Genomic DNA, 13,412 nt, shown 5'->3' with positions numbered 1-13,412 from the left:
GCGAATTCGGCTCAAACGCCGAGCCTCGCGTTTTTTTGATGTGCCTGGAAAAAGATGTGACAGCGGGAAGTTTGCCGAAGATTAGCTCGTGGGGCGGTGCTATGGCGGCTCGACTTTATCTCATTCCAGTCCCTTCCCCTTCCCCCTTCACCCATCTGCACTTCACTCAGGGAGACGGAATTTGCGATACTTTTGCGCCGGACGGTTGACTCATTTTAATATTTAGCTTATCATCTAAATATAAGATTTAGATAATGGTCTAAATATCGATCCACACACACCCACATGCCCTTCACGGAAGGAGGGAACCGCCCATGAACGACGCCTTCAAGGCGCTGTCGGACCCGACACGACGGAAAATTTTGCAGCTGTTGAAGGACCGCGACCTGTCGGCCGGCGATATCGCCGAACATTTCGACATCTCGAAGCCGAGCATCTCGCATCACTTGAACATTCTGAAGCAGGCTCGACTCGTACAGGACGAACGGCAAGGCCAGAGCATCATCTACTCCATCAATATGACCGTAATGCAGGAAGCCATGGGTTGGTTTCTCGGCATGATCGGCGCTAAAGGAGAGAATCCCCATGACGAATCTCACTGACAACAACGACAACAAACCGGGCATCTGGTCGAAAAACGACTGGATTCTGCTCGCGGCCAACGCCGCGATCTTCATCGCGCTGTTCCTGGCGTTTAACCACAGGCTTCCCGAGATCGTAGCGTCCCACTACAATGTAAACGGCGAAGCCGACCGCACGATGGCCAAATGGAGCTTCTGGCTCCTGAACGCCGCGCTGACGATCGCGCTGCCGGCGCTGCTGTCCGTCATGCGATACGTGGACCCCCGCAAACGCAACTATGCCCGGTTCGAGAGCTACTATTACGTGATGCGCTGGGCGATCAGCCTTTTCCTCCACTCCGTGCTGGTACTCATGATTTTGGACAATATCGGGTATACGCTGCCGATGCTCAATCTGCTCGTTGGCGGAATGGGTCTGCTGTGGATCGTCATCGGCAATCGGATGGGGCAGGTGCGCAGCAACTTTTTTATCGGAATCCGCACGCCTTGGGCATTGATGGACGAACGCAACTGGCGCTTGACCCATCGGCTGGGAGGGCGCATCTGGTTCGTCGCCGGCATCGTCATGTTTCTGTCGGCCTGGCTGGCACCGGAAGGCTGGTCGATCGGAATTCTGCTGACGTGCGCCCTGGTCAGCGCGCTGGTGCCCGCTTTCTACTCTTACCTGATCTTTCGCAAGAATTCCCGGGATTAAGCTGGACCGCACGCCAAATCCACTATACGGAGGGTACGATAAACCATGAAGAAAACCGCCTTGCTCGCAACCGCAGCCGCCCTGATTCTGTCCTCGATGCCGTTGTCGGCATCCGCGGCGGAGACCGCCGCCTACAAGTTGAGCATCGACAATCGGACGATCTCATTCCCCGATGCCCAGCCGTATAAGCTCGGCAGCGATGTGATGCTGCCGCTCCGTCAGACGGCGCAGGCGCTCGGCCTCAAGGTCGAATACCTTCCCGCTTCCAAGGAAGCCGCGCTTTATGGCCCCGCCGGAACGGCAATCGTTAAGTCCGGCAGCAACCAAGCGCGCCTCGCGGACGGAAGCCCGATTGAATTCGGCGCCGATGCGGCCGTCAAGTCGAACCGCATGTTCGTCCCGCTATCCTTCTTCGAACGCGCTCTCGGCTTGCGCACCGCCGTTCAGGAAGATACCGCGACCGCCGCTATTTTCACCCCCGAGCAAACAGAAGCCGTCGTGCGCGCGATCGTCGAACGGCTCGTCGCGGGCGAATATCAGCAGTTATCGGATCTTTACTTCGACGATACGATGAAACAATCCGTACCGGTCGAAGCGCTGAAAGCCGGCTGGGAGCAGACGACGGCGACCTCCGGAGAGCTGACCGGAACGCAGGTGAACCAGGCAACCTCCGAAACTCCCGACCAGCAACAATTCGTCGTTCAGCTCTCGTTCGCCAAGGCGAAAGCGATTCTGAGCCTTAACCTTAACGCCGACAACCAGGTATCCGGCTTATGGTTGAAGCCTATAGCGGAACAAGCCGAGACTCCGGCCAGTCTGATCGAGGAAGAGGTTATCGTCGGAGAAGGCACGAAATATCCGCTGCCCGGCACGCTGACGCTGCCGAAAGGCGCTTCCGGCCCTCTGCCGGCCGTCGTCCTCGTACATGGCTCCGGCCCGAACGACCGCGACGAAACCGTCGGACTGGCCAAGCCGTTCCGCGATCTCGCATGGGGACTTGCCGAGCAGGGCATCGCCGTTCTCCGTTACGACAAGAGAACCTACGTTCACGGACAGAGCCTGACTCCGGACATGCTCGCGTCGTTCACTGTGAAAGACGAGACGATTGACGACGCCGTCGCGGCGGCAAAGCTGCTGAAGGCCGACAGCCGGATCGACGCGTCGAAGGTGTACGTGGTCGGACACAGCCTGGGCGGCATGCTGGCGCCCCGCATCGACGCCGACGGCGGAGATTTCGCCGGGCTCGCCATTCTCGCCGGTTCTCCGCGGACGTTATGGGAAATCATCGCGGATCAGAACGCGGCGTTAATCGCCGCGATGGACGACGGCGATCCGGCGAAGGCCGCCAACGAAGCGCTGGTCGCCGCCGAATTCGAGAAGGCGCTGGCCCTGGCCGGCCTAACCGACGAAGAGGCCAAAGCGCAAACCGTGTTCGGCATTCCGGCCTACTATTTCAAGGAAATGGACAGCCGCGGTGCCGACCAGATCGCCGCCAAGCTGACCAAACCGGTGCTCGTGCTGCAAGGAGAAGCCGATGTTCAAGTATACGCGGATAAGGATTACGTTCAGTGGCAGGAAGCTTTGAAGAATAACGATAAAGCCTCGTTTAAGCTGTATCCGGGCTTGAACCACTTCTTCGCCAAGAGCGCGGACGGCAAGGTCGAAGCGCAGGTCGTTCAGGATATCGCCGATTGGATCAACCGCCCTTAACCTTAACGGAACGGATTGCTATTCGTCGCCAAGCACCTTTAATCCGACGACGGCAACGACGACCACCGCGAGAAAAAAGATTCTCCGGGCCTGGCGGGACTCTCCGTACAGCAGCATGCCGACGAGCGTCCCGCCGACCGTGCCGATCGCGGTCCATACCGCGTAGGCGGTGCCCATCGATATCGTCCTCATCGCCACGGACAGCAATCCGAAGCTGACGATGAAGCCCAAGACAAGCAGGAGGAAGCTCAGCTTGTCTTTTTTCTCTTTTAACCGATTCATGGCCAGCACGCCGACCACCTCGAACAAACCCGCGAAAACAAGCGCGATCCAGGCCATTATTCGCTCGCCTCCTTCGGTTTGGCATCCGTCGTCATTTTCAGCCCGCCGATGCCGACGATCAGCACGGCGATCAAGACCAGCTTGATCGCATTCCATTCGGCCCCGAAAAACAAAGATTCGGCCAGCACCGTACCCGCCGCGCCGATGCCGGTGAACACGGCGTATACCGTGCCTACGGGCAAGTCTCTCGTTGCCCGCAGCAGCCCCGCGAAGCTAAGCACGATTCCGAGAGCGGTCAAAGCCCATTCTCCCGCGTTCGACGCGTGCTTCAAGCCGGACACCCATCCGACCTCGCACAATCCCGCGGCCAGAAGCAGCAGCCAAGAACGATTCATGATTCCAAGCACCTCCGAATATAGTGTGTCCCGCCGACGCGCCCGGGCGCGCCGCAACGACAAAAAAAGCCCGGAGCATCGCAGGACCTTCGCGAGCCTTCGCAGGCGTCGCGGGTCGTCATCGATACTCCCGGGCTTTTATCCCTCCGTGTCCATCCTGCCCCGGCGGGCGGATGCGCTCCCTCTCGGACCGAACCGGCGCCGTCCGCGCCGTGGAACCCTAGGGACCCTATTCCTGATGATTATTATCAAAATACTAGACCCTCGGGCCGCTGTCAAGGTCAGGATTTCATGCGCGCTTGAGCCCGCGGAGGAAGTCCGGCCTCCTGCTCGGCCCGCTCTCTCTCCGCTCTCGCGGCCTCCTCCGCCGCGGCTTGCGCAGCCGCCGCCTGCTCCGCGGCCGCGAGCTCGGCTTCGCGGCGCGCTTCCTCGTATCTCATCGTGGGAGAATTGCGCAGCCGGCGCGCTCCCGCTCCCTTCAGTCCCTGCCAGATCGACGCGGAACGCGGCGAAGCGACGAATTCGACGTCGTCGGGAGCCGGAATGACGCCCAGCTGATAATGCTCTCCCTCGTAACGCGCCCGCTGCAGAAACTTGACGTGACCTTCCCGGTTAACGACCTCCAGCTTGCAGTAAGCCGATTGAAGCTGCAGAGCGGCGTGCAGCTCCTCTTTGTTTCTCACGAACGTCCCGTTAACCTTCTTGATGACTTCGCCGGCCTGCAGACCCAGCTCTTCCGCAGGCGTGCCGGGCAGGACCGCCAGCACTTTTACCCCCGTGCCGTCCTGGGAATACAGCGGAGCTTTGCCCGCTTCCGCCAGCCTGCCGATCCAGAGCAAGCCTTCGTGCAGCAAGAACGCCGCCGCCGAAGCGATCGCGACCAGAGGCGGCCAATAGAGAGCGCAGACGGCCAAAGCGGCGATGATCGCTCCGTAGAGCATGAGCCAATTGCCGGACGTCTTCGCTTTGCGCTCCGCCCAATAGGCCGACGTCCGGTCGCCAAAGCCGATCAGCACCGGGAAGGCCAGCAGGCTCCAGGCCGCCGCGTCGCCTCCGAACAAGGGCGCCCAAGGCAGGGAGAAGCCTCCGTCCGACGAAGGAACGAGCCACAGCAGCGGAACGGGCCAGACTCCGGCGACGGCGTAAGCGCCCATCGCTTTGCCCCTTTTCCCCTGCAGAAACAGCGGAATCGCCAGCGTCTTGTTCTGCAAGCGGACGAGCAAGCCTTCCGCAATATGGAGAAGTCCGGCTATGAAGAGCAGCGCGGGAACATCGATGGCCAGCAGAATGCGCAGCGCCTCGGCCGCCGTGCCTTCGGCGACGCCGAAGCCCGTCCATTCCGCCGCGCTTTGCAGCAAGCCCAGCGCGCCGGCCGCATAAGCCAGACAAATATACCGGAAGCGGAACAACGCCAGCACGCCCAGCGCGATCCAGACGAACATCAGCGTCTCGCCGTTCAGCGCCGCGCCGGCCCCCAGCCCCGCCAAGGACAGGGCCGCTCCTGCGGCAAGTCCCGCTCCGACCCTCGTCAGCGTCAACCGCAAGGTTCCGTAGAGCCGGACGTGATACAGTCGGCGCTGCAAATTAACCGTATGGCGGGCATGCCACCACACAAGCGCGATCGCAATATAGAAATAAGGGAAAGTGAACAGGCCGATTGCGGCTTGCCCGGCTTCCCTCAGCACATCCAGAAGATCTGCCACGCTTCTCTCCTCCTTCCTTCGCGCAAGCAAAAACGCCTTCGGCGTCCTCTCGACGCAGAATCGCGTTTTGGTCGGAGGTGATTCGGAAAAGGATAACGAACTTCATGCTGGCCGAATCACCGAAAAAAGGAAGCTGACCAGGGGTCAACCTCCTAATTGGTATTCGACGGCGGCCGGTAAAATCCTTCTCGCGATCTCGCTGCGAGCGCTGCCGATTTATGGTTATTCCGACGAACCGGCCAGCTTGCGGGCTTCGGCAAGCGCCTTCTGCCATTGGGCGTCGTTGGCGCGGTCCTGAATGGCGGAGTACAGCCTCTCCTCCAGCCGCTGCGCCGTCCCGGCGTCGACCTCTCCGGTCGCCGGCAGCGATTCGTCCAGCTGGAAGCGTTCGACGGCCTCCTTCGTCCGCTGGCTGAAATAGCCGTCCCGGCGATCGGCGGGGTAGCCGACGCCCTCCAAGATCGTCTGCAAATTCTCGACGTCCCCGCCGGTCGAGTCCAGCTTCAGCACCCGGTCCCGCGGCAGCCGCCAAGCGAGGAAATAAGCGGGCTGGTCGACCGGGATGTCCGGCTCGATCCCCTGCTCGTTAATCCACGTTCCGTCCGGAAGCAGCCATTTGTACACCGTCAGCTTGAGGATGCTGTCGTCGCCCAGTTCGCCGTTGAAATGAACCTGAACCGTACCTTTGCCGTAGGTCGTATCGCCAACCAGCAGCGCGCCCGCCGACTGCTTCAGCGCGCCCGCCAAAATTTCCGAAGCGCTGGCGCTGCCCTGATTGATCAGCACGACAAGCGGATACAGCTTGCCGTGCTTCGCTCCGTTCTCGGCAACGTCCACTTTGCGCCGGCCGTCGCGATATTCCGATTGTACGATCGGCTTGCCCTGCTCCAGCAGCTGATCGGCGACTTCGACGACCGACTGCAGATACCCGCCCGGATTGTTCCGGACGTCGATGACGAGCGCCTTCATCCCCTGGCGCTCCAGCGAGGCAAGCTCTTCCGCCACCTGCGCGGCCGTCTCGCTCGTAAACTGATTGATGAACAGATGCCCGACGCCGTCCTCTCTGATCTCCGAGCTCACCGTCTCCGGATCGATTCGGTCGCGGACCAGCTCCAGATCCAGAGGCGTCGTCCGCCCCGCTCTCTGCACTTTCAGCTTCGCTTTCGTGCCCTTCGGTCCCCGGATCTTGGCGACCGCCTCACTCAGAGACAGGCCGTACAAGCTCTCGCCGTTAATGGACAGCAGCACGTCCCGCGGCTGGAGGCCCGCTCTCTCGGCCGGCGAGCCGCGAATCGGCGATTCGACGATGACCGCGCCGTTCTCGACTCTCAGCTCGGCGCCGATGCCGGTAAACGCTCCCTGCAGAGCGTCCATATACTCCTCCGCCTCGTCCTCCGGCTTGTAGACGGAATACGGGTCCTTCAGCGATTCGACCATGCCCTGCAGCGCTCCGTCAAGCAGCTTCTTGCGGTCCGCAGGATGAAGATAACGCTGTTCGATCAGGTTCATCGCTTTATTAAGCTTCTCGAGCTCCTCCTGGCGCAGGCCTCCCTGCCCTTGTCCGAGGTCTCCGCTCGCCAATTGTCCTCCCGCCCCGCGGCTCCGGCTCGGGAATTCAAGGACGGCATACGTCGCGACGCAGGCGGCAATCGCCGTCAGCGCCAGCATCGCCGCGACCGTGCGGCCTTTGAACAACACGCAACCCACTCCCCGAAAAATCGCCATTATCACTAGATTATGACAAGCTTAGTTCATCTAGACGAACATCGTCAACCCAAGCACAAGCGCCTGAGGCGTCCATGGGACGATGAACCCCGGGCAGAAGAACAGCCGATCCCCGACGACTCGTCGGAGGATCGGCTGCCTCTGGTCCGTTACTTCAAGTAAGGCGCGGGATCGACCGGTTCGGAGTTTTTGCGGACTTCGAAGTGCAGGTGATTGCCCGTCGATTGCCCCGTTGAGCCGACCAGTCCGATTTTCTCTCCGCGCTTCACCGTATCGCCCTTCTTGGCCAAAATCTCGCTCATGTGGCCGTACAGCGTCCACAAGCCGCCGCCGTGGTCGATAATGACGCAGTTGCCGTACCCGCTCCAGGATTGGGCCACGATAACGACGCCCGTCTCGGCCGCGTAGATCGGCGTTCCTTTCGGCGCGGCCATATCCATGCCGGCATGAAGCTTTTTCTTGCCGGTAATCGGGTGAATCCGATATCCGAAGGGGGAGGACAGCCGGTATTCCGACTTCAGAGGCATGCCCAGCTTGCCGCCCGTGTAATAGGTTTTGATTCGATTCTTCTTCGCTTCCAGCGCCGACGCCTGTTTCGCCAGCTCCGTGAGCTGCTTGGCCGACTCCTCGCTGATCTCCTCCAGCTCCTCGATCTGCACCGAGAGCTTGGCGATCAGCACTTCCTTGTCTTTCTCTTCCTGCTCCAGAGACGCCTTGTGCTGCTCGATCTCCTCGTACAGCAGGCGAATCTCTTCCAGTTCCTGCTCGCTCTGCAGCTTCAAAGCGGCGACTTCGTCCGCGTACTTCTGCTTCTCGTCGAGGATGCTGCGGTCCTGGGCGGCAATCGCCTCCACCGCGTCGAACCGGTCCAGGAAATCGGAGAAGCTCGCCGCGCTGAGCAGTACGTCCAGGAACGAAACCGGACCGGCCGTATAAGCCATCTTGACCCGCGAAGCCATCAGCTGGTCGCGATTGTCGCGCTGCTTGATCGCGTTCTCCAGCTCCACTCCCGTCTGGATGAGCCTTTCCTCCGCCTGGGCAATTTTCAATTGCGTATTTTGCAGCCTCAGCTGCACCGCCTCGATCCGGGCCAACAGCTTCTCGATGTCTCCCTGCGTCGCTTCCTGCTTGCCCGTCAGCTCTTGAACCGTCTTCTCCGCGTATCTCTGGTTATGGGCCGCGCGATCCATGTCGTTCTTGAGCTGCTTCAGATCCTGCTCGATCTTGTCCAGCTCCGACTGGGCTTGTCCGTCATAGGGCCGAACGGCTATCCCGACAACCAACAGCATCGCGATCAACAGCAACAGCTTCTTCTTCACTAGGCTCCTCCTCCGGAAATGGTGGACATATTCCCGATTATCGTTTTATACCCTTAAGTATCTGCGAACCGAAATCGTGCTTCCGAATATCCCGAGCAGCGTTCCCAGGCCGACGATCGCCCCGCCGACACTGCTGAAAACCTCGTCCATCGTCGCAAACTGAATCATATACAACCCGATCGTCGCGCTCGTCGACTCGACCAGCTGCGAATATCCGAACATCAGAATAGCCGCGCTCAGCAGCGAACCGAAAAATCCGATAATCGCCCCTTCGATAAAAAACGGCCACCGGATAAAGCTGTTCGTCGCCCCGACCAGCTTCATGATCGAGATTTCCCGGCGCCTCGCGATAATCGTCATCTTGATCGTCGTCGAGATGAGGAACATCGCCATTACGGTCAGGCCCAGCACGATCACGATGCCGATGTTGCGGACCGCGTTCGTGATGCTGAACAGCTTCTCGATCGTGTCCTTCCCGTATTTCACCCGCTCGATCGCCTTCTCCGGATCGGTCAGGTTGATCGCTTCGATCTGCTTGGCGATGTAGGAAATCTGCTGGGGATCGAACGCTTCGACCTCGAAGGAATCCGGCAGCGGATTGTTCTCCTCGTCGTAGCCGTCCAGCGCGGCGCGCCCCTCTTCGCCCATGCTGTCGCGAAAGCGTTCCAGGCCTTCCGCCTTGGAGACGAAGGTGACGGTCTTGACTTCAGGAATGCGCTTGATCTGCCTCTCGATCTCCTCCGCCTTCGCCTCCGTCGTATCGGTCTGCAGGTAGACGTTGATCTGCACCTGGCTGTCCAGTTGATCCGCCAGCTTGTTGATATTCATCGTCAGCAGCATAAATACGCCGAGAATGAACAGCGAGACGGCGATGGAGCTCATGGACGCGAAGGTCATCCAGCCGTTGCGGCCGACGTTCTTGAAGCCTTCCCGAATATGCCGGAGAATCGTGCTAAATTTCATAGCCGTATTCTCCTCTCGCCTGGTCGCGTACGATCGTTCCCCGCTCGATGGCGATGACCCGCTTGCGCATGGTGTTCACGATTTCCTTGTTATGCGTAGCCATTACGATTGTCGTGCCGCGAAAATTGATCTCCTCCAGCAAATTCATAATGCCCCAGGACGTATCGGGGTCCAGGTTGCCCGTAGGCTCATCCGCCACGATCACCGCGGGATTGTTCACGATCGCGCGAGCGATCGCGACCCGCTGCTGCTCTCCCCCGGACAGCTGGGCCGGAAGGCTGCCCGCCTTGTGCTTCAAACCGACAAGCTCCAGCACTTCCATCGTACGGCGGCGAATGAGCCGGCGCGGCGTCTCGATGACTTCCATCGCGAACGCTACGTTCTCGAACGCCGTCAATTTGGGCAGCAATTTGTAATCCTGGAAAATAACTCCGATGTTGCGCCTGACGTAAGGGATTTTGCGATGCTTGAGCTTTCCTATATTAAAGCCGTTGACCGAGATCTGTCCTTTCGACGGGTATTCCTCCCGGTAAATCAGCTTCATGAAGGTCGATTTGCCCGCGCCGGACGGACCCACGATGTAAACGAATTCGTTCCGGTCGATCACCAGGTTGATGCTTTGAAGAGCCGTCGTGCCGTCCGGATAGGTCTTCCAGATGTCATGCATTTCAATCACGGTATCACTTCCTGTTAAGATTCAGACTTAAGATACTTCGACATCATGCCTGAATTTCCTCTCTTTGTCGATCAATTGCCCGGGAAATCTGTCGAAGTTTCCGGCGCGCGAGACGCCGGGAACCTTATTGGAAGCGGTCTTTAGCTATTTTTTAGAAATTTTTAATTTTTGACGGCAAGCCAAAACGCCTTCGGCGTCCTCTCGGCGCTCCATCGCATTTTTGTCGGAGACGTTTCAAAAAAGGACAGCGAATTTTATACGGTCCGAATCAAGAACAAATCGGAAAAATCGCCGTATAAAGGGTTAGAAACATTTTACAGTCGCTCGCAAAGCCTCCAATCCGACGAATAGCGGGTAAAAAACGGCGTGGACGCAGAAGCTTCTAATAAGAAGCCTGTGCTCTGAAGCAAAAGGAGTTGCGGCATGAAAAAGGCAGGATGGATTATTCTCGTTATGTTGCTGCTGATCGGGGCCGGAGTCGGCGGCGCGATGAGCTACGGAAGCGACGAATCGCTGCCGGAAGGCTTCAGCGTCGGCGGTCTCGAGCTCGGCGGCCGTTCGCCCGAGGAAGCGCTGGCGACGATCCGCTCCCGACTGACCGCGATGGAATCGATCGCCGTCTCGCTGGACCCGGACAGCCTGGGAACGTCTTCCGACGGGTCCCTTAGCGCGAGCTCGGCCGGCGATGCGGACATTCCGGCTTTGACGCTCGGGGAACTCGGCTTGCGGGTCGGCGCCGACGAGGCGATCCGGGCCATCGAACGCTATAAAAACTTTTCGTGGTGGGAGCGGGCGAAGCGGCGGGCATACGGTGAGCGGGGCCCGGCGTTCGAGCTCGTTCGGACCTGGGATTCGGCGCTGCTGGAGAAGGCGGCCAGGCAGGCTTGGGGAGCGCTCGTTCGGGAACGGGCGGCGGACGCCAGCCGGACGATCGACGAAACGGACCATGTCGTCTACAGGGCGGAAAAAATGGGAAGGGGAATCGAGCTGTCCGCCGCTTTGCGGAAAATCGAAAGCCTGGCGCCGTCTTCGCTTGCGGACATCGACGGATCGGTACGGCTCGTCCGGGCGGACATCGTCGAGACCCCGCCCGAAATTACCGTCGCCAAGCTGAAGGAGGACGGACTCGAGCGCAAAATCGCCGAATTCGCCACCTCATTCGCCACGAGCGGAGAAGGCCGCTCCCACAACGTGACCGCGGCCGCGCTCGCGCTCAACGACACGCTGCTGCAGCCGGACGAAGTGTTCGAATACGGCAAAATCGTCGCCAAAGCCGAGAAGGAATACGGCTACATGGAAGCTCCCGTCATTCTGAACGGCAAGCTGACGCCCGGAATCGGCGGCGGCATCTGCCAGGTGTCGAGCACGCTGTACAACGCCGCGCTGCTGGCCGGTCTCGAGATCGTCGAGCGCCGCAACCACTCCCTGCCGGTCAGCTACCTGCCGCGCGGACTCGACGCCACGTTCGCGGACGGCTACGTCAACTTCAAGTTTCGCAACTCCACCGGCAAACAACTGCTCATCCGCACCGTCGTCGCCGACAAAACGGTTACGGTAAAGCTGTTCGGAACGATGGACGAACGGGTGTCCTACCAGACGGAAACCGACCAATTGAAGATCAATCCGCCGAAAACGGTTTACGTCGCCGACCCGACGGTCGCGCTCGGCGAGCAGACACTGCTGCAAAAGGGCGAAAACGGCTATGTCGTCGAGGCGTTCCTGGTGAAGCTGGTGGACGGGAAATTCGCGGAGCGCAAAAGGCTGTCCAAGGATACGTATCGCACGCAGGACGCGCTGATCGCCGTTCATCCGGACGATCCGCGGCTGCTGCCTCCGGGCGCCGGCCAAGCGCCGGGCGGACCCGATGCGGGCCCGGTTCCCGCTCCGGACGCCCCGGCTCCGGAAGAGACGCCCATTCCCGGCGACGGCGTCGAGGACGGCGCGCTTGTCGAGCCGGTGTGAGCGCGAAGGGACTGGTTCCTCGCGGAGCCAGTCCCTCTCAAAACAGCTGTTTTAATCGCCGGAAGCCCGGCTCGATCGCCGCTTGCCGCTCCGAAACGCCTTGCCTCAGAACGGAAGGCTGGAGCCGTCGGCGTGAATAAAGAAGCCTTCGTGATCCGGCTTGCGCAGTCCGGCGGCGAGCTCGTAAATTTGCCGGGCCGGCTCGGAGACGTCCAGCGGAGCCTCCGGTCCGCCCTGGTCGGTGCGAACCCAGCCGGGGTGAATCGCGTAGACGGTGATGCCGGTGCCGCTCAGCTCGTGCCGCAGCTTGCCGGTGAACATGTTGAGCGCAGCCTTGGACATCCCGTAGGAGTAGTCCGGGCTTCGGACGTCCTGAATGATTCCGGAAGCGGACGACATATTGAGGATCATCGCCCGCTCGCTCTTGCGGAGGAGCGGAATGAAGTGCTTGCACACTCGCACGGGACCGAACACGTTCGTCTGAAACGTCGCTTCGTAGTCGTCCAGCGCGGCGTTCTCCACGCCATCCTTCCGGCCGATCGCGATGGCGGCGTTGTTGATAAGGACGTCCACATGACCATGGGACGCCTCCACCCGCTGCGCGGCCGTCCGAACCGAACTCTCGTCCGCAACGTCGAGTTCGACAACGCTTATTTTGCTGCCGCATGCCGACTTCAAGCTCGCAAGCTTGTCCGCCGTCGCTGGATTGCGCACAGCCGCGATGACGTCGTGCCCCTGCTCGGCAAACTTCTTCGTCAACTCCAATCCGATTCCTCTGCTTGCTCCGGTAATCAATATCTTCATCGTTGTCTCTGCTCCCAACTTGTTGTTATGTCAATTACCTTCATCGTTTTCCTGTTGGCGCTGGCTCAACCCGGCCTGCTCATTCCCGATCTTGGACAGCAGCTTCAGCCAGACGAAGCTTCTCCACTTCGACTAGCGGAATTTCGAGGGTATCCGCCACTTGTCCCGGAGTAAATCCTTTGGCGATCATCCGACGGACAATCGAGGCGCGCTCCTCGGCAATTCCTTCGGCAATTCCCTCGGGTTTTCCTTTTTCCAAGCCTTCTTGAATCCCTTCCTCGTACCCCCAACGCTTCCAATCGGGCATGAGCTCCATCATCTTCACCCTTTCCTCCGGATAGTCTTTCAATATTTCGTCCAACAGCTTCTCGTCCTCGGCCTGATTAGGCTCGAAATATAAATCCGCCACCGACATCAAAAGCGCCATTCGCGCGTCGTCGAGTTTGTATCTGAGCCGTAAAAGCATTCGCAAATAGGCCGAACGCATTTCTCTTTTATAGGAATAGGTAAGGAGAATCTTCGACATTACTCGGTCAGTTCTCCTTTTCCCCTCCTTCACGCCGTGCGGGAACATTTCTGTTCACACGGTGCTCCATCA

At 59.7% G+C, this 13,412-nt stretch carries 13 protein-coding genes and 1 riboswitch; of the genes, 4 read left to right on the top strand and 9 right to left on the bottom strand.

Features of this window, described 5'->3' with window-relative positions:
* Positions 1–314 precede the first annotated feature (314 nt).
* From ACFFT4_RS25340 to ACFFT4_RS25330, 3 genes are read left to right on the top strand one after another with little or no spacing between them, the layout of a single operon-like run.
* A complete protein-coding gene (locus tag ACFFT4_RS25340) occupies positions 315–602 on the top strand; it encodes an autorepressor SdpR family transcription factor (protein ID WP_378051771.1) in 288 nt (95 codons plus the stop codon).
* A complete protein-coding gene (locus ACFFT4_RS25335; protein WP_378051770.1) occupies positions 586–1,275 on the top strand; it encodes an SdpI family protein in 690 nt (229 codons plus the stop codon). The genes ACFFT4_RS25340 and ACFFT4_RS25335 overlap by 17 nt, the downstream gene beginning before the upstream one ends.
* A gap of 45 nt (positions 1,276–1,320) precedes the next feature.
* The gene (locus tag ACFFT4_RS25330; protein ID WP_378051769.1) at positions 1,321–2,985 is read left to right on the top strand and encodes an alpha/beta fold hydrolase; all 1,665 of its coding nucleotides are present in this window, start codon (positions 1,321–1,323) and stop codon (positions 2,983–2,985) included.
* A gap of 18 nt (positions 2,986–3,003) precedes the next feature.
* Here the strand turns inward: ACFFT4_RS25330 and ACFFT4_RS25325 are convergent, their stop codons facing one another.
* From ACFFT4_RS25325 to ftsE, 7 genes are all read right to left on the bottom strand, one after another.
* A complete protein-coding gene (locus tag ACFFT4_RS25325; RefSeq protein WP_378051768.1) occupies positions 3,004–3,324 on the bottom strand; it encodes a DMT family transporter in 321 nt (106 codons plus the stop codon).
* On the bottom strand, positions 3,324–3,662 hold the full coding sequence (locus tag ACFFT4_RS25320; RefSeq protein WP_378051766.1) for a DMT family transporter: 339 nt from the start codon (positions 3,660–3,662) through the stop codon (positions 3,324–3,326). Before ACFFT4_RS25320 ends, ACFFT4_RS25325 begins: the two co-directional genes overlap by 1 nt.
* A gap of 125 nt (positions 3,663–3,787) precedes the next feature.
* A riboswitch (guanidine-I (ykkC/yxkD leader) is annotated at positions 3,788–3,897 on the bottom strand.
* A 46-nt stretch (positions 3,898–3,943) separates the two neighbouring features.
* Positions 3,944–5,365: a PDZ domain-containing protein gene (locus ACFFT4_RS25315; RefSeq protein WP_378051765.1), complete on the bottom strand. Its 1,422-nt coding sequence runs from the start codon at positions 5,363–5,365 to the stop codon at positions 3,944–3,946.
* A gap of 222 nt (positions 5,366–5,587) precedes the next feature.
* Entirely contained in the window at positions 5,588–7,063 is a 1,476-nt protein-coding gene (locus tag ACFFT4_RS25310; protein ID WP_378051763.1) for a S41 family peptidase, read from the bottom strand.
* 176 nt (positions 7,064–7,239) lie between these two features.
* Positions 7,240–8,409 (bottom strand): murein hydrolase activator EnvC family protein, encoded by a 1,170-nt coding sequence (locus ACFFT4_RS25305; RefSeq protein ID WP_378051761.1) that lies wholly within the window; start codon positions 8,407–8,409, stop codon positions 7,240–7,242.
* Between the two features lie 45 nt (positions 8,410–8,454).
* The gene (ftsX, locus tag ACFFT4_RS25300; protein WP_378051759.1) at positions 8,455–9,372 is read right to left on the bottom strand and encodes a permease-like cell division protein FtsX; all 918 of its coding nucleotides are present in this window, start codon (positions 9,370–9,372) and stop codon (positions 8,455–8,457) included.
* Positions 9,362–10,048, bottom strand: a complete 687-nt coding sequence (gene ftsE, locus ACFFT4_RS25295; protein ID WP_378051758.1) for a cell division ATP-binding protein FtsE — start codon at positions 10,046–10,048, stop codon at positions 9,362–9,364. The genes ftsX and ftsE overlap by 11 nt, the downstream gene beginning before the upstream one ends.
* Before the next feature lie 423 nt (positions 10,049–10,471).
* On the opposite strand from ftsE, the gene ACFFT4_RS25290 reads away from it, so the two are divergent.
* Positions 10,472–12,010 (top strand): VanW family protein, encoded by a 1,539-nt coding sequence (locus ACFFT4_RS25290; RefSeq protein ID WP_378051757.1) that lies wholly within the window; start codon positions 10,472–10,474, stop codon positions 12,008–12,010.
* A 105-nt stretch (positions 12,011–12,115) separates the two neighbouring features.
* On the opposite strand, the gene ACFFT4_RS25285 is transcribed toward ACFFT4_RS25290, so the two are convergent.
* Together ACFFT4_RS25285 and ACFFT4_RS25280 are read right to left on the bottom strand one after the other, a co-directional pair.
* The gene (locus ACFFT4_RS25285; RefSeq protein WP_378051755.1) at positions 12,116–12,814 is read right to left on the bottom strand and encodes an SDR family oxidoreductase; all 699 of its coding nucleotides are present in this window, start codon (positions 12,812–12,814) and stop codon (positions 12,116–12,118) included.
* Positions 12,815–12,893: 79 nt separating this feature from the next.
* On the bottom strand, positions 12,894–13,388 hold the full coding sequence (locus ACFFT4_RS25280) for an RpnC/YadD family protein (RefSeq protein WP_378051754.1): 495 nt from the start codon (positions 13,386–13,388) through the stop codon (positions 12,894–12,896).
* Between the last annotated feature and the right edge of the window lie 24 nt (positions 13,389–13,412).

It is taken from the genome of Cohnella cellulosilytica, from assembly GCF_042431195.1.
Classification (GTDB): Bacteria; Bacillota; Bacilli; order Paenibacillales; family Paenibacillaceae; genus Cohnella; species Cohnella cellulosilytica.
Note: the sequence above shows the minus strand (reverse complement) of the source record. Positions and strands in the feature narration are given on the sequence as shown.

Coding starts and splice junctions, on each gene's coding strand:
- ACFFT4_RS25335 (WP_378051770.1), top strand. CDS start 586: ATGACGAATCTCACTGACAACAACGACAACAAACCGGGCATCTGGTCG.
- ACFFT4_RS25340 (WP_378051771.1), top strand. CDS start 315: ATGAACGACGCCTTCAAGGCGCTGTCGGACCCGACACGACGGAAAATT.
- ACFFT4_RS25325 (WP_378051768.1), bottom strand. CDS start 3,324: ATGGCCTGGATCGCGCTTGTTTTCGCGGGTTTGTTCGAGGTGGTCGGC.
- ACFFT4_RS25290 (WP_378051757.1), top strand. CDS start 10,472: ATGAAAAAGGCAGGATGGATTATTCTCGTTATGTTGCTGCTGATCGGG.
- ACFFT4_RS25330 (WP_378051769.1), top strand. CDS start 1,321: ATGAAGAAAACCGCCTTGCTCGCAACCGCAGCCGCCCTGATTCTGTCC.
- ACFFT4_RS25280 (WP_378051754.1), bottom strand. CDS start 13,388: ATGTTCCCGCACGGCGTGAAGGAGGGGAAAAGGAGAACTGACCGAGTA.
- ACFFT4_RS25320 (WP_378051766.1), bottom strand. CDS start 3,662: ATGAATCGTTCTTGGCTGCTGCTTCTGGCCGCGGGATTGTGCGAGGTC.
- ftsX (WP_378051759.1), bottom strand. CDS start 9,372: ATGAAATTTAGCACGATTCTCCGGCATATTCGGGAAGGCTTCAAGAAC.
- ACFFT4_RS25285 (WP_378051755.1), bottom strand. CDS start 12,814: ATGAAGATATTGATTACCGGAGCAAGCAGAGGAATCGGATTGGAGTTG.